This is a genomic window from Rhizorhabdus phycosphaerae (assembly GCF_011044255.1).
Lineage (GTDB): Bacteria > Pseudomonadota > Alphaproteobacteria > Sphingomonadales > Sphingomonadaceae > Rhizorhabdus > Rhizorhabdus phycosphaerae.
Genome location: NZ_CP049107.1, coordinates 929,235 through 955,111, shown reverse-complemented (window position 1 = coordinate 955,111; position 25,877 = coordinate 929,235). Strand labels below are relative to the sequence as shown.

At 64.8% G+C, this 25,877-nt stretch carries 18 protein-coding genes and 1 tRNA gene; 17 read left to right on the top strand and 2 right to left on the bottom strand.

Features of this window, described 5'->3' with window-relative positions; translation table 11 throughout:
- The first annotated feature begins 197 nt into the window (after nt 1-197).
- The 6 genes from G6P88_RS04375 to G6P88_RS04350 all read left to right on the top strand — a co-directional run bounded on the left by G6P88_RS04375 (nt 198) and on the right by G6P88_RS04350 (nt 7,093).
- Entirely contained in the window at nt 198-2,099 is a 1,902-nt protein-coding gene (locus G6P88_RS04375) for a sensor histidine kinase (protein WP_206335857.1), read from the top strand.
- Between the two features lie 85 nt (nt 2,100-2,184).
- A tRNA-Ile gene (locus G6P88_RS04370) sits at nt 2,185-2,260 on the top strand.
- Nucleotides 2,261-2,456: 196 nt separating this feature from the next.
- Complete coding sequence (locus G6P88_RS04365) at nt 2,457-3,725, top strand: FAD-dependent oxidoreductase (protein WP_165322006.1); 1,269 nt, start codon at nt 2,457-2,459, stop codon at nt 3,723-3,725.
- Nucleotides 3,722-4,186, top strand: coding sequence for a c-type cytochrome (locus G6P88_RS04360; RefSeq protein WP_165322005.1), 465 nt, complete (start codon nt 3,722-3,724; stop codon nt 4,184-4,186). The genes G6P88_RS04365 and G6P88_RS04360 overlap by 4 nt, the downstream gene beginning before the upstream one ends.
- Before the next feature lie 310 nt (nt 4,187-4,496).
- The gene (locus tag G6P88_RS04355; RefSeq protein ID WP_165322004.1) at nt 4,497-6,179 is read left to right on the top strand and encodes an ATP-binding response regulator; all 1,683 of its coding nucleotides are present in this window, start codon (nt 4,497-4,499) and stop codon (nt 6,177-6,179) included.
- Nucleotides 6,176-7,093: a response regulator transcription factor gene (locus tag G6P88_RS04350; protein ID WP_165322003.1), complete on the top strand. Its 918-nt coding sequence runs from the start codon at nt 6,176-6,178 to the stop codon at nt 7,091-7,093. The genes G6P88_RS04355 and G6P88_RS04350 overlap by 4 nt, the downstream gene beginning before the upstream one ends.
- A 24-nt stretch (nt 7,094-7,117) precedes the next feature.
- Here the strand turns inward: G6P88_RS04350 and G6P88_RS04345 are convergent, their stop codons facing one another.
- Nucleotides 7,118-7,621, bottom strand: coding sequence for a Rid family hydrolase (locus tag G6P88_RS04345; RefSeq protein ID WP_226946723.1), 504 nt, complete (start codon nt 7,619-7,621; stop codon nt 7,118-7,120).
- A 289-nt stretch (nt 7,622-7,910) separates the two neighbouring features.
- On the opposite strand from G6P88_RS04345, the gene G6P88_RS04340 reads away from it, so the two are divergent.
- The 5 genes from G6P88_RS04340 (at nt 7,911) to G6P88_RS04320 (ending at nt 14,809) form a co-directional block, all read left to right on the top strand.
- Complete coding sequence (locus G6P88_RS04340; protein WP_165322002.1) at nt 7,911-10,568, top strand: TonB-dependent receptor plug domain-containing protein; 2,658 nt, start codon at nt 7,911-7,913, stop codon at nt 10,566-10,568.
- A gap of 69 nt (nt 10,569-10,637) precedes the next feature.
- Complete coding sequence (locus G6P88_RS04335) at nt 10,638-11,120, top strand: Rid family hydrolase (protein ID WP_165322001.1); 483 nt, start codon at nt 10,638-10,640, stop codon at nt 11,118-11,120.
- A gap of 36 nt (nt 11,121-11,156) precedes the next feature.
- Complete coding sequence (locus tag G6P88_RS04330) at nt 11,157-12,749, top strand: flavin monoamine oxidase family protein (protein WP_165322000.1); 1,593 nt, start codon at nt 11,157-11,159, stop codon at nt 12,747-12,749.
- On the top strand, nt 12,746-13,189 hold the full coding sequence (locus G6P88_RS04325) for a c-type cytochrome (protein ID WP_165321999.1): 444 nt from the start codon (nt 12,746-12,748) through the stop codon (nt 13,187-13,189). The genes G6P88_RS04330 and G6P88_RS04325 overlap by 4 nt, the downstream gene beginning before the upstream one ends.
- Before the next feature lie 30 nt (nt 13,190-13,219).
- On the top strand, nt 13,220-14,809 hold the full coding sequence (locus G6P88_RS04320) for a flavin monoamine oxidase family protein (protein ID WP_165321998.1): 1,590 nt from the start codon (nt 13,220-13,222) through the stop codon (nt 14,807-14,809).
- A gap of 131 nt (nt 14,810-14,940) precedes the next feature.
- On the opposite strand, the gene G6P88_RS04315 is transcribed toward G6P88_RS04320, so the two are convergent.
- Nucleotides 14,941-15,249 (bottom strand): UrcA family protein, encoded by a 309-nt coding sequence (locus G6P88_RS04315; protein ID WP_165321997.1) that lies wholly within the window; start codon nt 15,247-15,249, stop codon nt 14,941-14,943.
- Between the two features lie 275 nt (nt 15,250-15,524).
- Here G6P88_RS04315 and G6P88_RS04310 point away from each other — a divergent pair, with 275 nt between their 5' ends.
- The 6 genes from G6P88_RS04310 to G6P88_RS04285 all read left to right on the top strand — a co-directional run bounded on the left by G6P88_RS04310 (nt 15,525) and on the right by G6P88_RS04285 (nt 25,847).
- Nucleotides 15,525-17,636, top strand: coding sequence for an acylase (locus G6P88_RS04310; protein ID WP_226946722.1), 2,112 nt, complete (start codon nt 15,525-15,527; stop codon nt 17,634-17,636).
- On the top strand, nt 17,614-18,795 hold the full coding sequence (locus G6P88_RS04305; RefSeq protein WP_226946721.1) for an efflux RND transporter periplasmic adaptor subunit: 1,182 nt from the start codon (nt 17,614-17,616) through the stop codon (nt 18,793-18,795). The genes G6P88_RS04310 and G6P88_RS04305 overlap by 23 nt, the downstream gene beginning before the upstream one ends.
- A gap of 4 nt (nt 18,796-18,799) precedes the next feature.
- The gene (locus G6P88_RS04300; RefSeq protein WP_165321996.1) at nt 18,800-21,946 is read left to right on the top strand and encodes an efflux RND transporter permease subunit; all 3,147 of its coding nucleotides are present in this window, start codon (nt 18,800-18,802) and stop codon (nt 21,944-21,946) included.
- A gap of 117 nt (nt 21,947-22,063) precedes the next feature.
- Nucleotides 22,064-23,656, top strand: coding sequence for a flavin monoamine oxidase family protein (locus G6P88_RS04295; RefSeq protein WP_206335856.1), 1,593 nt, complete (start codon nt 22,064-22,066; stop codon nt 23,654-23,656).
- Between the two features lie 11 nt (nt 23,657-23,667).
- Nucleotides 23,668-24,096, top strand: a complete 429-nt coding sequence (locus G6P88_RS04290; RefSeq protein ID WP_165321995.1) for a c-type cytochrome — start codon at nt 23,668-23,670, stop codon at nt 24,094-24,096.
- 98 nt (nt 24,097-24,194) lie between these two features.
- Complete coding sequence (locus tag G6P88_RS04285) at nt 24,195-25,847, top strand: FAD-binding protein (RefSeq protein WP_226946720.1); 1,653 nt, start codon at nt 24,195-24,197, stop codon at nt 25,845-25,847.
- Nucleotides 25,848-25,877 lie beyond the last annotated feature (30 nt).

Here is a 25,877-nt window from a genome sequence, read left to right as displayed (position 1 = left end):
CCTTTCAACGATTACCCCGATCTTTAGAATAAAGTTACTGCGGGCTGCAATTAAAATAGAAGCTGCCCCGCAATGGTACCGGCGGCGGCAAACGCCCTTTGCGCAGCGGGCCGATGCGTTTACTATGGAGCGAAGGGGGACCGGTTCGGTTCATTCGTTCGGCACCGATCGGAGGCGGGCCTTTGCGTTTTGACGACATGTTGGCCACCTTGCTGGCACAGCCGACGCCCACTGCCGACGCGCGCATCTTCCTGTGGCGGCAGGTGGTGGACGTGCTGGCGCAGGGGCGCGGCCACCGCGTAGACGATCCTCTGGTCGACGCGCCGCGCGCTGTCGATGCCTATAATTTCCTGCGTGCAACCCGGCCGGAGATTCCGGCCGAATTGCGTCTCGCTGCCGGTCGCGGCCTGGCCGGCCGGCGCGTCCCGCCCGAACTGGTGATGCTGTTTGCCGAGGATCTGCCGCACATTGCGGCGCCGATGCTGGGCAATGTCCTGCTGTCGTCGCAACAATGGCTGGATCTGTTGCCGCGCCTTTCGCCAAGCGCGCGCAACCTGCTGCGCAACCGGCGCGACCTCGGGCGGGCGGTCGAGAAGGCGCTGGAAGGGTTCGGCGCGACCGATTTCCTCATCCAGGGACCGGTCGAGCCTTCGCCATCCGCGCTTGCGCCGCTGGCTGCGCCGATCGATGCGCTGAAGGCGTCCGCCGAGGTGGCCCAGCCGGCACCGGTTCCTGCGCCGGCTTCCGACGCCAGGCCTGCCGTCGCTGCCGCTTCGACTGCGCCGTCACCCCAGCCTTCGCCAGCGCCGCCGCCGCTCGCTCGCTATGATGTCGAGGGGGCGCTGGCCGAGCCTTCTCCGCCGCCAGCGGCAGAGGCAGTCCTGTCGTCCGATGCCGCTCTTTCTCCCGGCGACAGCCAGATTCGCGAACTTCTCTCGCGTATCGAGACCTTCCGGACCCGCTATCCGGCCAGCAGCCCGACCGAGCTGGACGAAGCGCAGGCCGCCGCGCTCGCGGAGGAACCGTCGGTCGTCCCTGCCCAGGCCGAGAATTTCCGGTTCGAGACCGGCGTGGACGGCGTCATCTGTTGGGTGCAGGGGGTGCCGCGCGGACCCGTCATCGGTGAGACGATCGCCGTTGCCGCTCACCAGACCGACCATGGCGTCGATGGCCATGCCGCCGGGGCCTATCGCAGCCGCACGCCTTTTCGCGATGCACGCCTCACCATAGCGGGCGAAGGGCCGGCTTCGGGCGAGTGGCGGATTTCGGCGGTGCCCTTCTTCGACCCGAAGGATGGGCGGTTCAGCGGCTATCGGGGAACCGCGCGGCGTCCGCGCGCCGACGAAAATGCTGCGAGCCTGTCGACGGGCCGCCAGAAAGCCGACGAACCGGCTGTGCAGGATTCGCTGCGCCACCTTGTCCATGAACTGCGGACGCCGCTCAACGCGATCATCGGCTTTTCAGAGATGATCGAGGGGCAGGTGCGGGGGCCCGCCGCGGCGCCCTATCGGAGCCGTGCGCAGGAGATATTGGAGCAGAGCAAGAAGCTGCTGAGCGCGGTCGAGGATCTCGATCTGGTAGCGCAGACCAAGCCGGTCGAGCAGGGCGGCGCCCCGGGCGCGGTGGACGTTTCTGCCATCCTCGCGCGTCTGCACAGCAATTTCGAGGACGTGGCGGCCGAGCGCGCGAGCGGCATCGCCTTTCGGATCGATTCGACGCTGCCGCCGGTTGCGGTCGACGCCGCAACGGTGGAGCGGATGCTTTCACGGCTCCTCGCCGCCACGATCGCCATGGCGGGCGAGGGCGAGCGCATCAGCGTCGACCTGCAGCGCGACCCGCGCCGCGCCAGCCATGTGCTGCTGACGGTCCTGCGCCCGCGCTCGCTCGACGGGCGCGACGAGAAGATGCTGCTCGATCCCGGTTATAATCCCGGCGGCAACTGGCCCGACGCCCCGGTCCTCGGTCTCGGCTTTGCGCTCCGGCTGGTTCGAAACCTCGCTATTGCCAGCGGCGGCATGCTCGAGATCGATTCGACGCGTTTTTATCTGAGCCTCCCGCTCGACGATCGCGGCGGCCGCGCCGAACAGGGCGCGCGCTGACTGGATCACGCACAGGGCGATTGAACCGCATCGCGTGCCCTTGCCGCCGGCCCCGCCCTTCGCTATCGCCGGGCGGCGCTGGTCGGGGCCTGTAGCTCAACGGTTAGAGCTGGCCGCTCATAACGGCTAGGTTGCGGGTTCGAGTCCTGCCGGGCCCACCAGCGCGCTTATCCCTTGTTTTCGACGTTCCGCCAGAGGCGACCCGCCTCATGGGTCCACGTGGGCGCTTCCGGATCGGGCGCGCCTGTCCCCGGTCCGGACGTACCTGATCGGCTGGCGGAAAGTCGCAATACGTAAAATGCGCCATTGGCCGGCTGGCGGGGCATCCGCAACTTTCCGGAATTGCGGGGGAAGCAGATGGCCGGAGCTTATGACGACACACTGGGCCGCAGGGCCCTTCTGCGGCGGGCCGGCGCGGCGGGGATCGTCGCCGGGCTGAGCGCCTGCGCGCCGGTAGGCTCGAAGCGGCTTGCGACCGCTGCCAAACTGGCCCGGCTCGATGGCACCCGCACGCTGGTTCCGTTCCGTGCGACGCCGCGCGAGATCGTCGACGTCAAATGCTGCATCCGGCCGCTGCGCGCGGCAGGCCCCAATCTTGGTACCGAGATGGTCGGCGACACGCTGGTCGTCCACAATTACGGTCATGGCGGCAGCGGCTGGTCGTTGTCGTGGGGATCGGCGGACATTGCGGTCGGAAAGGCGCTCTCGGTTCTCCCCCGCGAGATCGCCGTGGTCGGCTGCGGGATCGTCGGGCTTACGAGCGCGATCGTTGCCCAGAGGGCGGGGCTGAAGGTCACTATCTACGCGCGCGAGCTGATTCAGAAGACGCGCTCCTTCCGCGCCAGCGGCTCCTTTACGCCGGATGCACGTGTCGCGCTGGCCGAGCCGGCCGGTGCCGCCTTCGGCCCGCTGTGGGAGCAGATGGCGCGTCTGTCGTGGAAGACCTTCCGCACCTTTCTCGGCCTGCCGGGCAATCCGGTGGCTTTCAGCGACAGTTTCGCGCTGTCCGACGAGCCGATCAAGCGGCGTATCTGGCCCGCCGATCCGGCGATCACGGACAGCTGGAAGCCGGGCGGTCTTCCGCGCCAGAATGCGGAGTTCGGCCATTACATCGACCGGATCCGGGACATCGTTCCGCTGGGCACGGACCTGTCGCCCGAGGAAAACCCTTTTCCCGTGGCTTATGCCCAGCGCTCGTCGAACATGCATTTCAACTTCGCGAGCTACGCCCATTGCCTGCTTTCGGAATTTTTCGAGCGGGGCGGGCAATTCGTCGTGCGCGACTTCGCCGACCCGTCCGAACTGGCGACGCTGCCGCAGAAGGTGGTAATCCATTCGACCGGCTATGCTGCGCGCGACTTGTGGCGCGACAATACGATCATCCCGGTGCGTGGTCAGACCGGCTGGCTGATGCCGCAGCCTGCGGTCGACTATGGCGTCCGCTACAAGAATATCTCGCTTCTCTCCAAGGCTGACGGGGTCGTCGTCATGAACAACAATCCGGAGATCGGCGACATGCTCGGTGTGGGCGACTCCAATGAACTGCCCAACCGTAGCGCGATAGAAGAAGGCCTGGCGATCATCGCACCTGTTCTCGCGGCGGCGCGGCCGGAGCGCCTGGCATGAGCAGCCGGCCGGCCATTGCACTCGCGCTCGCCGCTGTCGTCTGGACGACGCTCGCCGTCGCGGCGGGGCCAGCGACCCGGCCCGCTGCCGCCCCCGCTCTCGGCGTCAGGGAGGGTGTCTATACCGCCGAGCAGGCTAAGGCGGGGGCACGCACCTATGCCATCCGTTGTGCGGTCTGCCATGGTTCGCGGCTCGAAGGCAGCTACGAGGTTCCCGCGCTGACGGGCAAGTTCGTCGCCCACTGGGCTCGGCGACCGGTCTGGCCGCTGTTCGATTATGTGTCGAGAGCGATGCCGCAGCCGGCGCCGGGATCCCTGTCCCCCACCGAAAACGCCGCTCTCATTGCCTTCCTGCTCGAAGCGAATGGGCTGCCAGCGGGCGAGCGTCCGCTCCCGTCGGATCAGGCAGGGCTGTCGGCGATTGCGTTCGATGGACCGGGGGCCGGTGCCGCATCGCGCTGAAGAGTCTAGAAATTTGTGCGGCGCGATAGAGGGTGAGGGTGGCCCGGTCCGTTTTGTGGACTGCTGCGCGCGGCGTTTACAGGCGGTAATGCTGGACTGGATCCTGAGTTGCTCCGTGCCTCACCCTTAAGTCGTAAAATCTGCAATGGATTGCTGTTGCGTTGCAGCAGGAGTCGGCGCAGCATGATGGTCAGATAATGAGCGATTCCAGGGGGCGGGAATTGGTCTTGATGGAGCGATACAAGCGGCGAAATGCGCCAGCAGCGGCTGGACCGGATGCTTGCGCCGCCGGAGCGGCCGGATGACAGCCATGGCGCCCAGTTCCGCGAGCGACGTCGACGCCCCGGACGCGGCCCGACACCTCGCTGGCGACGGTAATCGCCGCTATTTTCAGGGTATGATGCTGATCTTCGCAGCCTGCGTGCTGGACTGCGTGGTGTTGGTGCTCGAGATCGCGACCGACGGCGCCGACTGGATTTACTGGTCGATCCTGGCGCTGGTCCAGCTGCTGATCGGCTATGCCGCCTGGGCCTGTTTCAGGATGTTCCACCAAGGGTCGCGCCGCATCGCCGAGCAGTTGGAGCAGATGCAGCTACTGCGGCGCGCGAAGGATGCAGCGGAGACGGCCAACGTCACCAAGAGTCGCTATATCAGCAATGTCAGCCATGAGATCCGCTCGCCGCTCAACGCCATCTATGGCTATGCCCAGCTGATCGAGGGCAATGACGGCGTCGGCGCGAAGGAGGCGGTGCGGGTGATACGCCGCTGCGCCGAGCATATGACGAGCCTCGTCGAGGGGCTGCTCGATGTCGCCCAGATCGAACATGGCGTACTGCGCGTAAGATCCGAGGTCGTGCGGCTCGATAAATTCATCGACCAGCTGATCTCGATGGTGCGGCCCGCCGCTGCGGCCAAGGGCCTGCACCTGGACTATGTAAAGCGCGGCCGGTTGCCCGAGCATGTGCGCACCGATCCCAACCGCCTGCGCCAGGTCTTCCTGAACCTGCTGTCCAACGCGATCGCCTATACAGACAGGGGCTCGGTGACGCTCAGCCTCCATTATGCCGCCCAGGTCGCGACCTTCGAGATACGCGACACCGGGCGCGGCATCAGCCCCGAGGACCAGCCGACGATCTTCGATCCCTATGCGCGGGGCGGGGAGGAGCATGTCCGGTCCAAGCCGGGAGCGGGGCTGGGGCTTTCGATATCGCGCGCGATCGTCGAGATATTGGGCGGCCAGCTCGAACTGGTCGAGAGCAGCCCGACCGGGACCTGCCTGCGGGTCACATTGTTGTTGAGCGAGGTGGTAGCCAGGCAGGGCAGTAGCGAGAAGAAGCCGCAGATCGAGGGCTATCATGGCCCCCGACGCTCGATCCTCATCGTCGACGACGACGCCGATCAGCGCCAGTTCCTCGACGGGTTTCTCGGGGGCATGGGCTTCGATGTCTGGTGCGCACCAGACGGGGAATCGGCGATCGCGCTCGCATTGGACCGGCAGTTCGACCTCGTCCTGCTCGACATCAGCCTGCCCGGAATCTCGGGATGGGCGACCGCATCCGAGCTTAGGCTGCGGGGCGGGAGCGATCTGCGGATCGTCATGCTGTCCGCCAATGCCCATGAGCTGCACCGGCCGGACTTCCCGAACCCCGTGCACGACCATTTCCTGACCAAGCCCGTCAGCTTCGCCGCCCTGATCGAGACGATCGGGTCCCAGCTCGAGCTGGTCTGGCGCTTCGAGGCGGACGAGCCGGTGCCCCGCAAGGGTGGCGAGGGAGACCGTCGCGGCGGGCGCCTGGGGGAGGAGATGGAGGCTCGCCTCCGGCGGATCACCGAACTGCTGAAGATCGGCCACTTCCGGGGCCTGGAGGACGAGATACGCGAGCTGGCGGACCAATGCCCCGAGGCGCAGCGGCTGAGTGCGGAACTGTTCGACCGGCTCGACCGGTTCGATCTCGAAGGCATGGCGCGACTTGTCGAGGAGTATGAGGGTTGAACATTCCCGGTCACAGCGACACCGTCCTCATCGTCGACGACGAGCCGGACTCGCTGCGCGCAATCAGCCGTGCCCTTGAGGCCGCCGATCTGGCGGTGCTCGTCGCGACCTCGGGCAAGGCCGCGCTCGATCGTCTCCACCACATCGTACCCGACCTCATCCTGATGGATGCGGTCATGCCCGAGATGGACGGGTTCGAGGTCACGGCGCAGATCAAGAAGCGGCCCGAACTCCACCATGTCCCTGTCATCTTCATGACCGGGCTGACCGAAAGCGAACATGTCGTCGAGGCGTTCGAGGTCGGCGGCGTCGACTATGTCAAGAAGCCGGTGCAGCTGTCGGAGCTCGTCGCGCGCGTCCGCGTCCATATGGCGCAGGGTCGAGCGGTCCAGGCCAGCGTCGCCAGCCTCGACGCCACCGGTCGTCTCATGATCGCGACCGATACGCGCGGCAAACTGCTCTGGTGCACGCCCGGCGCCGAGCAGGCGATCGGCGGTATCGTGCCGGGCTGGAAGCGGGGGGCCGATCTTCCCCCCGCCCTGGGGCAGAAGGTTGCCACCCTGGTCGAGCGGGGCAGTCCGGGGTCCTCGGTCAAGATCGGGCCGCCCGGCTTTGCCGGTAATCTCGAACTGGTGATCATCGCCCGCTATCGCGGAGACGAGGTGCTCATACGGATCAACCAGCTCGATCCCGAAAAACATGTCGTTCGCCTGCGCGAGCAGCTCCAGCTGACCCATCGCGAGGCCGAGGTGCTGCTATGGGTCAGCTATGGCAAGGCGAGCATCGACATAAGCGACGTGCTGAACATCAGCCCTCGTACGGTGCAGAAGCACCTCGAACGCATCTACGAAAAGCTGGGCGTCGAGATGCGCTCGGCAGCGGCAGCGATCGCGACGCGGCTATTGGACCAATAGCGCGCGGTCGCGATCGCCCGCGCGTCATTTCGGCTTCCTGGCGGCGATCGCTTCGATCTCGATCAGGAAATAGGGGCCGACCAGAGCCCCGACCTGAAAGGTCGAGCGCGCGACCGTGGTCGGATTCTCGGCGGTTCCGAAGAACATCTTGAAGCCCTCGTTGGCGCCCATGAAATCGAGCTTGCCCAGTTTGGGGTCGGGGGCGACGAACAGGCTGAGCTTGACCAGATCCTGCATCCCATAGCCCTGCGACTCCAGGATCGTCTTGATCTTGTTGAGCACGCTGATGGTTTGCGTCTTCGTGTCGCCGAGATCCTCGATGCTCTTGATGTCGGCCATCGACTTGGCCGGATCGATCGGGGAGGGGAGCTGTCCGGAGATGTACAGCGTCTCCGCACCCGCCGAGACCTTGGCCGCGTCGAGAATCACTGCCTTGGGGTTGTTCTGGATCCGCGTGATCTGTGCCTGAGAGGCGGTTGCGAGGCAGGCCGCCATACAGGCGCCCGCTATCATCCATGTGCGCGTCAAGATCCATCCTCCGTTGCTGAATGCACGGCGGGAAACACCCCCTCCACCGTGGCGCGGACGATCATATGCGGAGCGGTCGACGGGGCCGTACGCAAAACGGCGTATGGGCAATGTGCCGGCCGATGCCCTGTTATGTCCTAACAAGAACTTACCAAGTTCGATTCGAACCGTCTCGCTGTTCCAAGGGGGAAATGCGGACAATGGTTCGCTCTGCAAGAATCGCCGGGACAAGGCGAAGTAAATGACGTGAAACGGAGAGGGACGCACCGCCACAGGGGGGAATGAAAAGATGCGTTCTATCGAAAAATTTTCTGTCGCCATATTTGCGACGACGGCACTCTCTTCGGTGATCCTCTGCGCTCCTGCCCGTGCGGACGTTGAGACTCAGCTTGCCGCTGCCGACGCGCCCGAGAAGGAGCCGGCCAGCGAGATCGTCGTGACCGGCACCCGCGCCAGCGGCCGCATGGTCGCAGAGAGCGCAACGCCGATCCAGCTCGTCAATTCGGACGCGATCGCCAAGGTCGGCCAGCCGAACCTCAACCAGGCGCTGACCCAGCTCGTCCCGTCCTTCACCGCGCAGACGCAGGGCACCGACATGGCGAGCTTCTCGCTCAGCGCCCGTCTGCGCGGCGTCAGCCCGAACCACACGCTCGTGATGGTCAACGGCAAGCGTCGTCACAACAATTCGATCCTCCAGGTGATCAACGGTGCCTTCGGCGGGTCGGTCGCGCCGAGCATCGACCTGATCCCGCCGGGGGCGGTGTCGCGGATCGAAATCCTGCAGGATGGTGCCGCCGCCCAATATGGCACCGACGCCATTGCCGGCGTGATCAACATCATAACGAAGAACAGCACCGAGGGGCTGTTGTTCGAGAGCACCGCCGGCGAATATTATGACGGCGAGGGCCGCACCTACAGCGCCAGCGGCAATTTCGGCATGCCGATCGGGGACTCGGGCTTCCTCAATCTGACGCTGTTCCACCGTCGTAACGATTATACGACGATCGGCGACGGCCAGACGACCGTCCGCAACATTGACGGTTCGACTGTCCGGTTGACGGGCGCCAATGTCCGCTTCCAGCCGATTTATGACGCCCTGAACGCGCGCAACGGCACGGCCGGGATCAATGGCGGGCAACCCAATTCACAGCTAAATGTCGCCTTCTACAATGCTGGTTACGACTTCGGTGACGTGCAAATCTACTCGTTCGGTGATGTCTCCTATCGCCACGGCAAAGCACTTCAAGGCTATCGGCCGCCCAACCGTATCTGCGTCGCCGGTAGCGCGACCTCGCCGACGGACCCGGCCAATTGCTTTGCGCCGACGGTTGCGTCCGGGATGGTTCCGCTGATCGAAGTGAAGCAGAACGAGTTCCAGTTCACCAGCGGCATCAAGGGCGAGCTTTCGGGCTGGGCCTGGGATCTTGGCGGCTCCTATTCGGAAGATCGTTCCGACGTCTATACGACCAACTCGGCCAATGCGAGCCTGTGGGCCGACACGACGAGGGCGGCCTTGGCGTCCGCGTCGCCTACCGATCGTGGCTTCACGCCCCGCGATTTCTATGACGGCGGTTTCCAGTTCAACCAGTTCATCGCCACGCTCGACGTGAACAAGCAGTTCGAAGTCGGCATGGCCGAACCGATGACCTTCGCTTTCGGTGCCGAATATCGGCGGGAAAGCTATTCGATCTTCTACGGCGACGAGGGCTCGCGTTACATCGAGGGTGGCCAGTCCTTCCCTGGCTACGGCATCACCGATGCCGGCAAGACCCGCCGCAACGTCAAGGCGATCTACGGCAACTTCATCCTCAAGCCGGTCACCGACCTCGTCGTCGACCTCGCGGGTCGTTTCGAGGATTATAGCGACTTCGGCAACACCACCATCGGCAAACTGACCGCACGCTACGACTTCAGCCCGGCCTTCGCGCTGCGCGGCACCGTCAGCACTGGCTTCCGCGCTCCGTCGCTGGCGGAATCGGGCTATTCGGCGACCAATGTCGGCCCAACCTCGGCGACCGTGCAACTGGCGCCGAGCTCGCCGGGTTCGGCGGCGGCAGGCTTCGGTGCGCTGCGTCCGGAGAAGTCGACCAACTTCTCGGTCGGCACCGTCATCCGCCCGGCTCCGCGCCTGGTGCTGAGCCTCGACGCCTATATGATTAAGATCCGTGATCGTATCGTCTCATCGGGCACGATCATTGGTCAGCGGCAATCGCCGACGGCCAATGCTCCGGCCGTCCAAGTGCTTACGCCGCTGATCAATGGCATCACGCCGTACGATCTTGTGATCGGAGCAATCAATGCTAGCGGAAAAGCGATCGACGACACTGTCGTGAGAACGGGCCAGCTGGCGATCCAGACGTTTACCAACGGGGTGAATACCGAAACCAAGGGCGTCGAATTCTCGGGCAGGTATGCGATGGACTTGCCGATCGGCAAGCTCGATCTGACGCTCGGCGCCAATTACAACCACACCAAGGTCAAGAAGAATCGGCTCGGGACACTGTTCGGTGCCCAAGCAAGGGCGATCATCGAAACGTCTAATCCGGATTATAAGGTCGTCGCCAACGCGCTTTTCACCAGCGGCCCGTTCAGCGCCAATCTGCGTGGCACCTATTTCGGCAAGACCACGGTTCTCGTGAACCCGGCAATTACCGTCGCTTCGGCGCCGATCACCGGCAATCTGTTCCCGGCGGTGGTCAAGGCGGCAGCGCTGGTCGATGCCGAGCTCGGCTATGATGTCACCGAATGGGCGAACCTCGCCATCGGCGCGCAGAACCTGTTCAACAAGATCCCGGAAACGCCGGGCCTGGTGCCGCTCGCGACCCTGCCGACCAATGGCGTGTCGCCCTACATCAACGGTACGACGACGATCAACGCGCCGTACAACCACGGGCCCTACGGCACCAACGGCGGCTATTACTACGCCCGCCTCACCCTGAAGTTCTGATCGCTTAGGAGGGGGCGCCTAATCCCCGCGCTCCCTCCGCCCCTCAACGACATCCACAGGAGACATGCCATGATCCGCACGATCGCCATGACCGCCGCCATCGCCCTGGCCCTTGGGGCCTCGGGCGCGCAAGCCCAGATCGAGCGGACCTCCGCCAATCCGACGGCGGTGATCGCGAGCAGCGCGATGGTGCCGCCGGGCACCAAGCTCTACTTCCTCTCCGGCAGCACGGCCTCTCCGGTCGACCCGGCCAAGCCCGAGGAGTTCGGCGACACCAAGGCGCAGACGCTGTCGATCCTCACCAAGATGAAGGCGCAGCTGGAAAAGCTCGGCCTCGGCATGGGCGACATCGTCAAGATGACCGTGTTTCTGGTCGGCGTTCCCGAGCGGGAAGGGCGGATGGACGCGCCGGCCATGAACGAGGTGTTCAAGACCTTCTTCGGAACGCCCGAGCAGCCCAACAAGCCGACCCGCTCGACCGTGCAGGTCGCCGCGCTCGGCCGACCCACCACGCTCGTCGAGATCGAGGCGATTGCCGCCAAGGCGCCCTGATCCCTGCTCCCCGGCTCCGCCCGAAAAGGTAGTTCGATGACAGACACTTCTTCCGGACCCTCGCGCCGCGATCTCCTGACCATGATCGGCCGGATGGGGGGCGGTGTTGCGCTGTACCAGGCGATGACGGCTCTGGGGCATGCCGCAGAGACCCAGTTCAAGGGGCCGCCGAAACTCAGCGGAGCGCGGCCGGGGGCGTCGGTGGTGGTGCTGGGTGCCGGCCTTGCGGGCATGCTGGCCGCTTACGAACTGGCAAAAGCCGGCTACAAGGTCCAGATCCTCGAATATCAGGACCGGCCCGGCGGCCGGAATTATTCGGTGCGCGGCGGCGACAAGGTGGTCGAGGTCGGCGGATCGGAACAGACCTGCACCTTCTCGGCCGGCAATTATCTGAACCCTGGTCCGTGGCGCATTCCGCACCATCACCGGACGCTGCTGCATTATTGCAAGGCGTTCGGGGTGGAGCTCGAGCCGTTCGTCCAGATGAACCACAATGTGTTCGTCCACCGGACCAGCGCCTTCGGCGGCAAGCCGCAGCGCTACAAGGAGCTGGCGGTCGACTTCAAGGGCCATGTCTCGGAACTGCTGTCAAAGTCGCTCAACGCGGGTGCGCTCGACGACAAGGTAAGCAAGGAGGACAAGGAGAAGCTCCTCCTGGCGATGCGCGAATGGGGCGTGCTCGACGACAAGCTGGCCTACACCAGCAGCCTCAAGGTGTCGGGCCAGCGTGGCTATGACCAGCCGCCGGGTGGTGGGGTTGGCGGCGCTCCGACGCCTTCCAAGGTCAATGGTCTGAGCGATGTCCTCGCGTCCAATGTGTGGACGCAGATGGGCTTCTATTTCAACTATGTGATGCAGACGACCATGTTCCAGCCCAAGGGCGGCATGGACATGATCGGCAAGGGCTTTGCCAAGCAGCTTGGCAATATGATCCGCTATAATGCCAAGGTGACCAAGGTTGCTCAGAGCGCCAAGGGCGTCACCGTCAGCTGGGAAGACCTGAAGACCGGGCAGGTGAGCGATACCAAGGCCGATTGGTGCGTCTGCACGATCCCGCTGCCGGTCCTGAGTCAGCTCGACGTGCAGGTCGGGCCAAAGATGAAGGCCGCGATCCGCGCCGTGCCGTATAACGGCCAGCTCAAGATCGGTCTCGAGATGCGCCGTCGCTTCTGGGAAGAAGATTATTCCATCTATGGCGGGCACAGCTTCACCGATCAGGCGATCGGGCTGGTGTCCTACCCGAACAACAATTTCTTCCAGGATGGCCCGGCGGTGCTCGTGGGCGCTTTCGCCAGCAATGCCGGCGCGCTGCAACTGACGGGCATGACGCCCGAGCAACGGATCGAGGCGGCGCTGGCGCAGGGATCGGTCTTCCACCCTGCCGAATATCGGAAGGAATATGCGAGCGGCGTATCCTTCGCATGGAGTCGCCAGCCCTGGATCCTCGGCTGTACCTCGCGCTGGACCGAAGAAAGCCGGGCGGCGCATTACCAGAATCTGGTCGCGCTCGACGGCCGCATCGTCCTCGCCGGTGAGCATGCGACCTATTATGGCGGCTGGATGGAGGGCTCGCTGCTCTCCGCGCTCGATGCGATTGAGCGGCTGCACCAGAAGGCACTCGCCGCATGAGGCTGGAGCGGTCGTTGCTGGTGGCTGCGGCGGGCGCTGTCGTCGCGTTGGTCGCCACGGCATCGGCTTCTGCGCAGGACTCTGCGGGCGGCGTCAGCGCGGTGCAGGTCGCGAACGAAGGCAAGCTCGTCTACGAGCAGATCTGCCAGGCCTGCCACATGGCCGACGCCAAGGGCGGCGGCGGCGCGGGCGCGGCGATTCCGGCGCTCGCGAACAATCCGAAGCTCAAGGACAAGGATTATCCGATCACCCTGCTGCTGAAGGGGCGGGGCGGGATGCCCTGGTTCACCGACATGCTGACGCCCGAGCAGATGGCTGCGGTCGCAACCTATATCCGCAGCCATTTCAATAACTATCCCGATCCGGTCACGGTCGAGGACGTGAAGCGGGTAGGCGCCGGCAATCCGGGATCCGCTCCCGACTGTACCACCTGCAACTGATTTCGAGAGAGTACCAAGGGGGATCGGCCGATGCTCAACGACATGGCGCCGCAGACGCGCCGGGAATGGCTGACGATGATCGGCCGCGTCGGCGGGGGCATGGCGATGTATCAGGCCATGACGGCGTTGGGTCATGCGGCCGAGACGCAGTTCGGCGGGCCGCCCAAGCTGACCGGCGCTCGCCCCGGCGCGTCGGTGGTGGTACTGGGCGCGGGCCTGGCGGGGCTGGTCGCCGCCTATGAGCTGTCCAAGGCCGGCTACAAGGTCCAGCTGCTCGAATATCAGGATCGACCCGGGGGCCGGAACTATACGGTGCGCGGTGGTGACAAGATCGTCGAAGTGGGTGGCGCCACCCAGTCGGTCAATTTCGCACCGGGCAATTATCTCAACCCGGGCCCGTGGCGCATCCCGCACCACCACCGGACCATCCTCCATTATTGCAAGGCTTTCGGGGTCGAGCTCGAACCGTTCATTCAGATGAACCACAATGTGTTCGTTCATCGCAAGGATGCCTTTGGCGGCAAGCCGCAGCGCTATCGCGAGCTTGCTGTCGACTTCAAGGGCCATGTCTCGGAATTGCTGTCCAAGTCGCTCAATGCGGGCGCGCTCGACACGACGCTGGGCAAGGAAGACAAGGAGAAGCTGCTCCAGGCGATGCGCGAATGGGGCGTGCTCAATGCCGACCTCGCCTATGACAGCAGCATCGCGGTGTCGGCCCAGCGTGGCTATGACCGGGCGCCCGGTGGCGGCGTCGGCGGTGCTCCGACCCCGTCGAAGGTCAACGCCTTGGGAGACGTGCTCTCCTCGAAGGTCTGGTCCCAGATGGGCTTCTATTTCAACTATGTGATGCAGACGACCATGTTCCAGCCCAAGGGCGGCATGGACATGATCGGCAAGGCCTTCGCCCAGCAGCTGGGCCAGATGATCCGCTACAACACGAAGGTCGTGAAGATCGCCCAAAGCCCCAAGGGCGTCAGCGTCGCCTGGGAAGATGCCAGGACCGGGCAGAAGGGCGAGGCCAAGGCCGACTGGTGCGTGTGCACGCTGCCGACCAGCATCCTCAACCAGATGGACATCCAGATCAGCGATGCCAAGAAGGCGGCCATCAAGGCGCTGCCCTATTCGAGCTCGGCCAAGATGGGCCTCGAGATGCGCCGCCGCTTCTGGGAGGAGGACTACTCCATCTATGGCGGGCACAGCTTTTCGGATCATCCGTCGATCGGGACGCTGTCCTATCCCAATTTCGATTTCTTCCGCGATGCTCCGGGCATGCTCACCTCCCTGTCGGGCGGCCCGGGCGGGTTCATGATCGCGGGCATGACGCATGAGCAGCGCATCGAAGCGGCGCTTGAACAGGGCTCGCTGTTCCACCCGGAAATTCGCAAGGAGTATATGAACGGCGCCTCCTTCGCCTGGGCGCGCCAGCCCTGGATACTCGGATGCTGCGCCACCTGGACCGAGGCGACGCGCAAGGAGCATTACCAGAATCTCGTCGCGCTAGACGGCCGCATCGCCCTCGCTGGTGAACATGCCTCTTATTATGGCTGCTGGCAGGAGGGAGCGCTGCTGTCCTCGATCGACGCCATCACCCGGCTGCACCAGCGGGCCCTGGCTGCCTAGGATCGGGGATGCGCGCCGCATCAAGCGTCCATTTTGCGGGAGGGGGACCCGCAAACGCAGAACGACCTCCGATACGCGGGTATCGGAGGTCGTTCGCAAGGCTTGGGCCCGTCCGTCGCCGGACGGTGGCCTCAGTTCGCGGCGACGCGCACCGAGTTATTCTCGGCTGCGGTGCGGAGCGCCGCGTCGAGGCTGGCGTTCATCTCGCGACGGCAGCGCCAATCGGGCTGACCATCGCCGCCGACGCGATCTTCCGGCTCGCACATGGCGGCGATTTCGCGCGTCATGCGGTTCCGGAACTGTTCGACGGCGACGGGATCGAGCAGATTGACACCTTCGACCGACGTCTTGAACGACACCGGCTGACGGCCCTCGGCCGAAACGGCGGCGGGCAGCGCCAGAAGGCAAGCCGCCGACAGTGCGACAACCAAGTTCTTCATAGCAAATACTCCTGCAAACGACATTTATCTTTTTGTAATTACTTTATTTTTATCTACGATCGATATCGCATCAGGTCTTTGCCGAACGGTTCGGGCTTCGACGAACGGGCCCATCTCCGCAGCATCACACCTGTAAAGCGTTCTAGATGCGCTTGGGTCGCACATAAGTCCGTCGCCCTCGCCGAACAAGGCGAATACGTTGCTGCGCCGCAGAAATCCGCCATTTTTTTCGGTAATTACCGGGCGTTTCATGCTGCATTGCAGAGGACTGACGCATGATCCGGCGTGACATGGCCAAGCATCGAGCAAGTATAACAGCCAATTTTATTCGCGGAATCAGTATCATCCTTTGCGCGGCCCTCGGCGACGTCGCTCATGCCGCGGAACGCCATGGGGAAATCCTCTGGGACCGCTACGGCGTGCCGCATGTCTATGCGAAGAGCGAGGCAGACGCCTTTCGCGGCTTCGGATGGGCGCAGGCGCACAGCCACGGCAATGTGATTCTGCGACTCTATGGCCTCGCGCGGGGGCGCGGCGCCGAATATTGGGGGGCCGAGCATCTCGCCGACGATCGCTGGACTCTCTCTCATGGCATAGCGGAGCGGGCGGCCGAATGGTACCGGTTGCAGACGCCCGGTTTCCGCGCGGATCTCGACGCATTCGCTGCGGGCATCAACGATTATGCCGCAGCCAATCCCCAGGCCCTGGATCCCGAAGTACGACGCGTGCTGCCGGTCACTGGCACCGACGTGATCGCGCACGCGCTGCGGCTCGTGAACTATGTCTACATCGCGTCACGGCAAAAGACGCTGGGGGAGGAGCCGGCTGGCGGCTCCAACGCCTGGGCGGTCGCACCGTCGCGCTCGGCCAGCGGCAACGCGATGCTGCTCGCCAATCCGCACCTGCCCTGGGCGCCGGGGCAATATACCTATTATGAGGCGCAGATCAGCGCGCCGGGTTTCTCGATCTATGGCGCCACGCAGGTCGGGCTGCCGATCATCCGCTTTGCCTTTACCGACAAGATCGGCTTCACCAACACGGTCAACACCATCCTCGGCTCGACGACCTATCGGCTGACGCTGCAGGATGGGGGCTATGTGCTCGACGGCAAGGTCCGTCCGTTCGACCTGCGCACACGCGAACTGCTCGTGCGCGAGCCGGACGGGCAGTTGCGGAGTGAGCGGCTGACGATCCGCTCGACCGTCCACGGTCCCGTTTTCGAAACGGCCGACGGCGACACCGTGGCGGTCCATGTCGCGGGCCTTGATCGGCCTGGCATGCTCCAGCAGTATTTCGACATGGCGCGGGCATCGGGCCTGGATGAGTTCGTCTCGATCCTGCGCCGGATGCAGATCCCGATGTTCAACATCGTCTATGCCGATCGCGACGGGCACATCCTGTACATGGACAACGGCATATTGCCCCGGCGGCGTAAGGGCAGTTTCGCCGACTGGTCGCGGCCGGTGCCGGGTGACGATTCCGCGGACCTTGTCACCGCCGTCCATGGCTATGATGACCTGCCGAAGGTGATCGATCCGCCGAGCGGCTTCGTCCAGAATGCGAACGACCCGCCATGGACGCCGACCTGGCCGCAGCCTTACCGCGCGACCGACTTCCCTGCTTATGTCGCGCCGCCGGGGCCGATGTCGCTGCGCGCGCAGATGTCGGTGCGCCAGCTGCTCGGTACCGACCGGCTGACCTTCGACCAGTTGCTGGCGCGCAAGCACGATACGACTGCGCTGCTCGCCGGGCGGGTCCTGCCGGACATGCTTCCCGCCGCGCTGGCCTCTTCCGATCCAATGGTACGGAGCGCGGGCGCGGTGCTGGCCGCATGGGATGGCCGTTTCGAGGCGGACTCGCGGGGGGCCCTGCTGTTCGAGAGCTGGGCGCGGCTCTTCATGGGATCCCGCTTCACCGATGACGCATCCTTCGCCCGGCGCTGGGACGCGCAATCGCCGATCGATACGCCCAGCGGGGTCGGTGACGTGGCGAAGGCACTGCTTCTGCTGCGGCAGGCAGCCGACACCACCATCGCCCAATTCGGTGCGCTCGACCGTCCCTTCGGTGAGGTCTCGCGCTTCGCGATCGGCGATGTCGACCGGCCGGGCAATGGCGGCTTCGGCAATCTCGGCCTGTTCCGCACGATCACATGGGGGCCTCTGCGCAACGGCCGCCGCACGCCCACGGCCGGCGAAACCTGGGTCGCCCTGATCGAATTCGGACAGAAGCCCAAGGCGATGGGCGTGATGAGCTATGGCAACAGCAGCCAGCCCGGCTCTCCCCATCGCAGCGACCAGCTCGATCTCATTTCCCGCAAACAACTCCGCACGCTCTGGACCGAGCGCGCTCAGGTAGAGGCCAATCTTGAAGCCCGCACGGATTATTGAAACGTCGCGTCGTCGCGTTCCGACGTTGCTGCTGGTGGCGGTGGCGACGCTGTCGCTCGCCGGCTGCTCCGCGCGCGAGGAGCGCGACAAGGGGCCGCCCGAAGTCGGCTATCGCACGATGCGCTACCAGGACGTGCCCCTCGAGGCGGAACTGCCCGGACGGACCACGGCGGTGCGCGAGGCGGAGGTGCGGCCACAGATCACGGGGGTCATCCGCCGACGGCTGTTCGAGGAGGGGCAGTTCGTCCGCGCCGGACAGCCGCTCTACGAGATCGATCCCAGCCTGTACCAGACCGCCGTGCGGCAGGCCTCCGCCAATCTGGCGGCGGCCGAGGCACTGGCCAAGGCGACGCGGAAGCGCGCCGATCGCCTGACCCCGCTCGCCAATGCGCAGGCGGTGTCGCAGCAGGACTTCGACGATGCCGTGGCGACTTCGCTTCAGGCGGCTGCGTCGGTCGCGCAGAATCGCGCGGCGCTGGAGACGGCGCGGATAAATCTGCGCTTCACCACCGTGCCTGCGCCAGTGTCGGGCATCGTCGGCCGATCGCTGCTGACCGAAGGCGCGCTGGTCAGCATCAATCAGGTCGAGCCGCTGGCCCGGATCAGCGTGCTCGATCCGATCAATGTCGACATCCAGCAGAACGCGACCGAGCTGTTCCGCCTGCGGCGGATCGCCCTTCGGGACGGCGGGAAAATGGGCGTGGAAGTCCGCCTGAAGCTCGACGACGGCGAAATCTACCCGACGGTCGGGCGCCTCCAGTTCTCCGAAGTCTCCGTGGCGACCGGAACCAGCACGGTGACCCTCCGGGCGCGGTTCGACAATCCCGACAATCTGCTGATGCCGGGCATGTTCGTGCGGGCGATGCTGGTGAAGGGGGTGCAACGCGGTGTCATGCTGGTGCCGCAGAGCGCGCTGGGGCGCGACGCACAGGGGCGGGCGCAGGTGTTGCTGGTGGGCAAGGGCGACAAGGCCGAGCAACGCCTCGTCACGGCTGAACGCACTGTCGGCAGCAATTGGGTGGTGACCGCCGGGCTGAAACCCGGCGACAAGCTGATCACGCAGGGGCTGGGCAAGGCGCGGCCCGATCAGCCGGTGAAGGCGGTGCCCGATACGACGCCGCAACGGCCCAAGTCGGCCAAGGACAAGGCGGCGCGCTGATGTCATGTCCCGCTTTTTCATAGCCCGGCCGATCCTGGCCTGCGTCGTTGCCATCATCACCATATTGGTAGGGGTGGTGGCCCTGACGACGATGTCGATCGAGCAGTTTCCCGACATCGCGCCGCCGCAGGTGAACGTCAACGCCACCTATCCGGGGGCGTCGGCCACCACGCTCGAAACCAGCGTGACGCAGGTGATCGAGCAGCAACTGACCGGCATCGACGGTCTGCTTTATTTCAGCGCGACCTCCAGCGCCCAGGGGCAGGTTCAGATCACCGTCGTTTTCGCCAAGGGAACCAACCCCGACATCGCCCAGGTCCAGGTGCAGAACAAGGTCCAGCAGGCGATGGGGCGGCTGCCCCAGGCGGTGCAGGAGCAGGGCGTCACCGTCACCAAGTCCAATCCCGATCAGCTGCTGATTGCCACCATATTCGACACCACCGATCGTTCGACCAACATCGATGTGGCCGACTTCATGGTGTCGCGCCTGCAGGACCCGATCGGGAGGATCCCCGGCGTGGGACAAACCACCGTCTTCGGCACCCAATATGCGATGCGCATCTGGCTGGATCCCAACAAGCTGGCGGCCAACGCGCTGATGCCGGGCGACGTCATACAGGCGGTCGCTTCGCAGAATGTCGAGGTCGCGGCGGGCGTGGTCGGCGGCCTTCCGAGCCCGGCTGGGCAGTTGCTCAATGCCACCATCACCGCACAGTCACGCCTGACCTCACCCGAAGAGTTTGCGCGCATCGTCGTCAAGTCGACGGCGGACGGAGCATCCGTGCTCCTGTCCGACGTCGCCCGGATCGAACTGGGCGCGGAGAGCTACAATGTCGTCAGCCGGGTCAACCGGCACCCGGGCGCGGGCATGGGTATCTCGCTCGCGCCCGGCGCCGACGCGCTGATCACGGCCCGGCTGGTCAAGGCCGAGATCGAGAAGCAGGCCAAGGATTTCCCGCGCGGCTTCACCTATGCCTATGCGAACGACACGACCGCGTTCCTGGAGAAGTCGGTCGAGGATGTCGTGCACACGCTGTTCGAAGCGGTGGTGCTCGTCGTGCTGGTGATCTTCATCTTTCTCCAGAGCTGGCGGGCGACCCTCATCCCGGCGATCGCGGTGCCGGTGGTGCTGCTGGGGACCTTCGCCGTCCTCGCGATGGTGGGCTATTCGATCAACACGCTCACCCTCTTCGGCATGGTGCTGGCGATCGGTCTGCTGGTCGACGATGCGATCGTCGTGGTCGAGAATGTCGAGCGGCTGATGCACGAAAATCCGGGCATGTCTCCGCGCGAAGCAACGATCCTTTCGATGCAGGAGATCCAGGGCGCGCTGGTGGCGATCGCGCTGGTGCTGTCGGCGGTGTTCCTGCCCATGGCCTTTTTCGGCGGATCGACGGGCGTCATCTATCGTCAGTTCTCGGTGACGATCGTGTCGGCGATGGCACTGTCGGTGCTGGTTGCCCTGATCCTCAGCCCCGCGCTGACCTCGACGTTGCTCAAGCCGCGCGAGGGCGGGGAGGGCAGTGGCCGGCTCGCGCGCTGGAGCCTCGCTTTCCACCACTGGTTCGAGCCGCGTTTCGCTCGACTCACCGAACGCTATCATGCGCGACTGACCTGGACGATCGGCCGGCGCCGGGGTGCCATGCTCGTCTATGGGGCCATGGTCATCCTGCTCGGGCTGCTGTTCGTCCGCCTTCCAACCGGCTTTCTCCCGAGCGAGGATCAGGGGTTCGCGCAGCTGCAATATACCCTGCCTGCCGGCGCGACGCTCGAGCGCACCCGCGCCGCGCAGAGGCAAATAGAGGACTATCTGCTCGGCCAGGAGGGCAAGAATATCAAGACGCTCCTGACCGTCGCGGGGGCCGGCAGCGGCGGCAATGCCAGCGGGCAGAATGCAGGGCGCGGCTTCATGTCGCTGATCAACTGGGACGATCGACCCGGGGCGCAACGCACCGCCAACGCGGTAGCCCGGCGGGCGACGCAGGCCCTGGGCGGCTATCGCGATCTCGAATTCTACGCGCTCGTGCCGTCGGTCGTGCGCGGTCTCGGCCAGTCTTCGGGCTTCACCGCCGAACTGCAGAACAGCAGCGGCATGCCCCGCGACGCCTTTCTGACGATCCGCGACGCCGTCCTGGCGGAAGCGCGCAAGGATCCGCTGCTGACCAATGTGCGGCTGTCGACCTTGCCCGACCAGCCCACGCTGCGGATCACCACCGATAACCAGAAGCTCTCGGCGCTCGGCGTGTCGGTCGCCGATGCCAATGCCACGTTGGCAGCGGCCTGGGGCGGGCGATATGTGAACGACTTCGTCGATCGCGGGCGCGTCAAGCGCGTCTATGTCCAGGCCGATGCGCCGTTCCGGTCGCGGCCCGAGGATGTCGATCTCTGGCATGTGCGCGGCAATGCGGGGCAGATGGTACCTTTCTCCGCATTTGCCGCCATTTCCTGGAACCAGGCGCCGACCTCGCTGACACGCTTCAACGGCATTCCCAATTTCGAGATCAACGGACAGGCGGCGCCGGGATCAAGCTCCGGCCAGGCGATGGCGGCGATCGAGGCGATCATCGGCAAATATCCGGGGGTGTCGCTCGCCTGGGCCGGAGCGTCCTTTCAGGAGCGGCTCGCTGGCGGGCAGGCGTGGATCCTCTACGTGCTCGCGCTGCTGGTGGTGTTTCTCTGCCTTGCGGGGTTGTACGAAAGCTGGTCCGTTCCCGTCGCGGTGTTGTTCGTGATCCCGCTCGGCCTGCTCGGCGCGATCCTGGCTGTTTCGTTCAGGGGACTTCAGAACGATGTCTATCTCCAGATCGGGCTGGTCACGACCATGGGGCTTGCCGCGAAGAATGCGATCCTGATGATCGAATTCGCCGAGCGGTCGGTGCGTGAGGGGCGCGGCGCGGTCGAAGCCGTGCTGGACGCCGCGCGCATCCGCCTGCGCCCGATCCTGATGACCAGCTCGGCCTTCATCTTCGGCGTGCTGCCGCTGGTCGTGGCGACGGGGCCGGGCGCAAACAGCCGTATCGCAATCGGCACCTCGGTTCTGGGCGGGATGGTGTCGGCCACCTTGCTGGCGGTCTTCTACATCCCGCTCGGTTTCATTCTGGTTCACCAGCAAGTCGAACGCTGGCGCGTCTGGCGCTCTCGGGGCAACTGAACCGGTCTCGCCGCGCGCTTCGCTCGCAATACGCATGATGGCGTATCAACAGCCCCGGCTTTCGTCCCGACACTGATCCCATGAGGCACCGATCCGGTGTCGTACATGGGGAAAATAATGGCCGAAGAGCAAGTCGGGGGCATGACCAAGCGGGACTTGCTGGCGCTGATCGGTAAGGCTGGGGGGGCCTCCGCCATGTATATGGCGATGTCGAGCCTCGGCCACGCAGCACCGACGCCGTTCAAGGGGCCCATCGATCTCGCCGGCGGGGCCAAGGGCGCATCGGTCCTCATTCTCGGCGCGGGTGTCGCGGGGATGACGGCGGCGCTCGAGCTCAGCCGCGCCGGCTACAAGGTCCAGGTGCTCGAGTATAATGATCGTATCGGCGGGCGCTGCTGGACGCTGAAGGGCGGAGACACGTACACCGAGCTTGGCGGCGCCACCCAGAAATGCACCTTCGCGTCGGGTAACTACATCAATCCCGGTCCATGGCGTATCCCTTGGCAGCATCGCGGGATCATGCACTATTGCCAGCAACTCGGTGTCGCGCTGGAGCCCTTTCAACAGCTCAACTACAATGCCTATCTGCACTCGACCAAGGCGTTCGGGGGCAAGCCGCAGCGCTACAGCACGATCCAGGCCGACTTTTACGGCCATGTCGGCGAGCTTCTTGCCAAGTCGGTCAAGAAGAGCGCGCTGACCGACGAAGTCAGCACCGAGGATAGCGCCATCCTGCTGGAAGCGCTGAAGAGCTGGGGCGCGCTCGATTCCAGTTATCGCTATGTCAAAGGCCCGGAATCATCGGGTCGGCGCGGATGGAAGAAGAATCCAGGCGGCGGTCTGACGGCCGAACCGATCCCGTCCGATCCGCTCGATCTGTCCACGGTGCTCAAGTCCGGCTTGTGGCGCGGCATCGGCCAGCATCTGACCAACGACCATCAATATGCGATCTTCCAGCCCGTGGGCGGCATGGAGCAGGTTGCCAAGGGTTTTGAACGCGCCGTCGGTCATCTGGTCCGGCTGAACAGCAAGGTGAAGGCGATCCGCCAGTCCGAAACCGGTGTGACCGTCGACTATGTCGATACGGTCAAGGGCGACCAGCTGACGGCCAAAGCCGACTGGTGCATCTGCACGATCCCTCTGTCGATCCTCAGCCAGATCGAGATGAACGTCGGACCTGAACTGAACGCCGCGATCCACGCGGTGCCCTATATGCCGAGCGTCAAGACCGGCATCGAGTTCAAACGACGCTTCTGGGAACAGGACGAGCAGATCTACGGCGGCATTACCACGACCGACCTTCCGATCGGGCAGATCAGCTATCCCAGTTACAATTACGGTTCGAAGGGGCCGGGGACGCTGCTCGCCGCTTATGCCTATGGCGCCTATGCCTATGAATTCACGAGCCTGTCGCCCGAGGAACGGGTGCGCCTGACCCTCGATTGGGGCGCGCAGATCCACCCGCAATATCGCGAGGAGTTCGTCAGCGGCGTGTCGGTAGGCTGGCACCGCGTGCCGTGGACGCAAGGTTGCTTCGGCATCTGGACCGAGGAGAGCCGGGCGCAGCATTACAAGAATCTGTGCCAGCTCGACGGGCGCATCGTGCTGGCCGGCGAACATGCCTCCTATGTCGGCGGCTGGCAGGAGGGCGGCATAACTTCTGCGCTCGACGCGATCGGGCGGCTGCATCAGCGGGTTCAGGCGGCGTGAAGGGACACTGCATGAGCAAGAGTAAGAGCATTTCTGCCCTCTGTCTCGCCGGGCTGGCGCTCGCGGCGGGCGGCGCCGTGGCTGCGGTCGCGCAGAGCGGCCCCGCCGGTGATGCCGACGGCGCCTTCGTGACCGCCGCGAAGTTCAGTGAACCGACCGGAGAAGCTATGTACCGGCGGGTCTGTGCCGGTTGTCATATGCCGAAGGGCGAGGGGGTTTCCAACGGGGCCGGCTTCTACCCGGCGCTGGCGGCCAATCCCAAGCTGGAGGCAGGGGGCTATCCCGTCTATATATTGCTCAACGGTATGAACGGCATGCCTGCTCTTGGGCGCATGATGACCGACCAGCAGGTGGCCGAGGTGGTCAACTATGTCAGAACGCACTTCGGCAATAATTATGGTGATGCAGTCACCGCCGAAGAGGTGAAGGCGCTCCGCTGAGCCCGCGCCCAGGGCAACCTTACCTGACATAGGTCATAGTTTTATAAAACCGCTGTCACATTAAAATTCTCTTCGACGATATCGATGAGGAGAGAATCGTGGCTGGAGCGGTTGTGTGGGACCGGGAAGCGGACGTCGTCGTCCTGGGGTCGGGCGGGGCGGCGATGACTGCAGCGATTACGGCCCATGATTTCGGGGCGAAGGATGTCGTGATCCTCGAACGCTCGGGCATGGTGGGTGGAACCACTGCAATGTCGGGCGGCATGCTCTGGATACCCAACAACCATCACCAGCAGGCAGCCGGGATCGCGGATTCGGATGAGGATATCGTCACCTATCTCGACTCGCTCGCGCCGGGGGCGCTCGATCCCGAGACGCTCTGGGCGTTCATGCAGAACGGCCCCGAGATGCTGCGCTACTTTGACGAGAAGACGCCGGTGCGCCTCCATGCCTTCGCCGACTTTCCGGACTATCAGCCCTATGCTCCCGGTGCGAAGCCCGATGGCGGGCGGTCGCTCGACAATGCCGCTTTCTCCTTCGCGCGGCTGGGCAAATGGGCGTCGCGGGTGAACCCCAGCAAGATGGCCTATCCGTTGCGCGGCAGCCTGATGGAAGCGACGCGCGGAACACTGGACGAGCAGACCCTCGCCGAGCGTGAGGCTGGCGACTATCGCGGATTGGGCCAGGCGCTCGCGGGCTCGCTGTTCCTGGCGGTGATCGAGCGGAATATCCCCGTGGAGTTCGAAACACGCGCCCGCCGCCTGGTCAAGGATGGCGACCGGGTCGTGGGCGTGATCGCCGAGGATGCGAGCGGCCGGACTGTCCATGTCCGGGCGCGGCGGGGCGTGGTCATCGCAACGGGCGGTTTCGAGTGGAACGAGACGCTGGTGAAGGCCTTCCTGCGCGGCCCTTTGACGGGGCCTGTCAGCGTTCCCGAGAATGAGGGCGACGGGCTGCTGATGGCGATCGAGGCCGGTGCGCAGATCGCCAATATGCAGAACGCTTACTGGATGCAGAGCACGCTGGAGTTCAAGCCGCAGCACCGTGCCGCCAAGCCCAATTATCTCCTGGGCTCCGACGAGCGCGCGCGGCCGGGCGCCATTCTCGTCAACCGCAAAGGGCAGCGCTTCGTCAACGAGGCCGCCAATTACAACGCGCTCGGCAAGTCGCTGCACGCCTTCGATGCCGGGACGCACAGCTATGCGAACCTGCCTTACTGGTTGATCGTCGACCAGCGCTACAAGGACAAATATCACCTGTTCAATGCCGCACCCGGCGCGCCGGCGCCTGCCTTCGCGATGAAGGCCGATACGCTCGAGGAACTGGCGCGGATCGCGGGCATCGACGGCGACGGGCTGCGCGCGCAGATCGAACGCTTCAATGCGATGGTCCGTAACGGCCATGACGACGAGTTCCACCGTGGCGACAACAGCTATGACAATTTCTACATGTGGGGCGACATGGAGTTCGAGCCGCCCTTCCGCACGCTGGGCGTGATCGACAAACCGCCTTTCTATGCGGTGAAGATGGAGGCGGGGGCGCTGGGAACGGCGGGCGGCCCCAAGACCAATGCCGATGCGCAGGTGGTCGACTGGCAGGGCAATGCGATCCCCGGTCTCTATGCCGCGGGTAATGCGATGGCGGCCGTGTTGGGCGATGTCTATGGCGGCGCGGGTGGCACGCTCGGCCCAGGCATGACCTTCGGCTACATCGCCGGCAAGCATCTGGGGACGCATCTGCCGAACCATTGAGCGGCAGAGGACCTACCTGTCCTGCCCAGG

What these genes read in the sequence shown, in the direction of transcription:
- G6P88_RS04375 (WP_206335857.1), top strand. Translation starts at nt 198, where the DNA reads ATGTTGGCCACCTTGCTGGCACAGCCGACGCCCACTGCCGACGCGCGC.
- G6P88_RS04365 (WP_165322006.1), top strand. Translation starts at nt 2,457, where the DNA reads ATGGCCGGAGCTTATGACGACACACTGGGCCGCAGGGCCCTTCTGCGG.
- G6P88_RS04360 (WP_165322005.1), top strand. Translation starts at nt 3,722, where the DNA reads ATGAGCAGCCGGCCGGCCATTGCACTCGCGCTCGCCGCTGTCGTCTGG.
- G6P88_RS04355 (WP_165322004.1), top strand. Translation starts at nt 4,497, where the DNA reads ATGGCGCCCAGTTCCGCGAGCGACGTCGACGCCCCGGACGCGGCCCGA.
- G6P88_RS04340 (WP_165322002.1), top strand. Translation starts at nt 7,911, where the DNA reads ATGCGTTCTATCGAAAAATTTTCTGTCGCCATATTTGCGACGACGGCA.
- G6P88_RS04335 (WP_165322001.1), top strand. Translation starts at nt 10,638, where the DNA reads ATGATCCGCACGATCGCCATGACCGCCGCCATCGCCCTGGCCCTTGGG.
- G6P88_RS04330 (WP_165322000.1), top strand. Translation starts at nt 11,157, where the DNA reads ATGACAGACACTTCTTCCGGACCCTCGCGCCGCGATCTCCTGACCATG.
- G6P88_RS04325 (WP_165321999.1), top strand. Translation starts at nt 12,746, where the DNA reads ATGAGGCTGGAGCGGTCGTTGCTGGTGGCTGCGGCGGGCGCTGTCGTC.
- G6P88_RS04320 (WP_165321998.1), top strand. Translation starts at nt 13,220, where the DNA reads ATGCTCAACGACATGGCGCCGCAGACGCGCCGGGAATGGCTGACGATG.
- G6P88_RS04315 (WP_165321997.1), bottom strand. Translation starts at nt 15,249, where the DNA reads ATGAAGAACTTGGTTGTCGCACTGTCGGCGGCTTGCCTTCTGGCGCTG.
- G6P88_RS04310 (WP_226946722.1), top strand. Translation starts at nt 15,525, where the DNA reads ATGATCCGGCGTGACATGGCCAAGCATCGAGCAAGTATAACAGCCAAT.
- G6P88_RS04300 (WP_165321996.1), top strand. Translation starts at nt 18,800, where the DNA reads ATGTCCCGCTTTTTCATAGCCCGGCCGATCCTGGCCTGCGTCGTTGCC.
- G6P88_RS04295 (WP_206335856.1), top strand. Translation starts at nt 22,064, where the DNA reads ATGGCCGAAGAGCAAGTCGGGGGCATGACCAAGCGGGACTTGCTGGCG.
- G6P88_RS04290 (WP_165321995.1), top strand. Translation starts at nt 23,668, where the DNA reads ATGAGCAAGAGTAAGAGCATTTCTGCCCTCTGTCTCGCCGGGCTGGCG.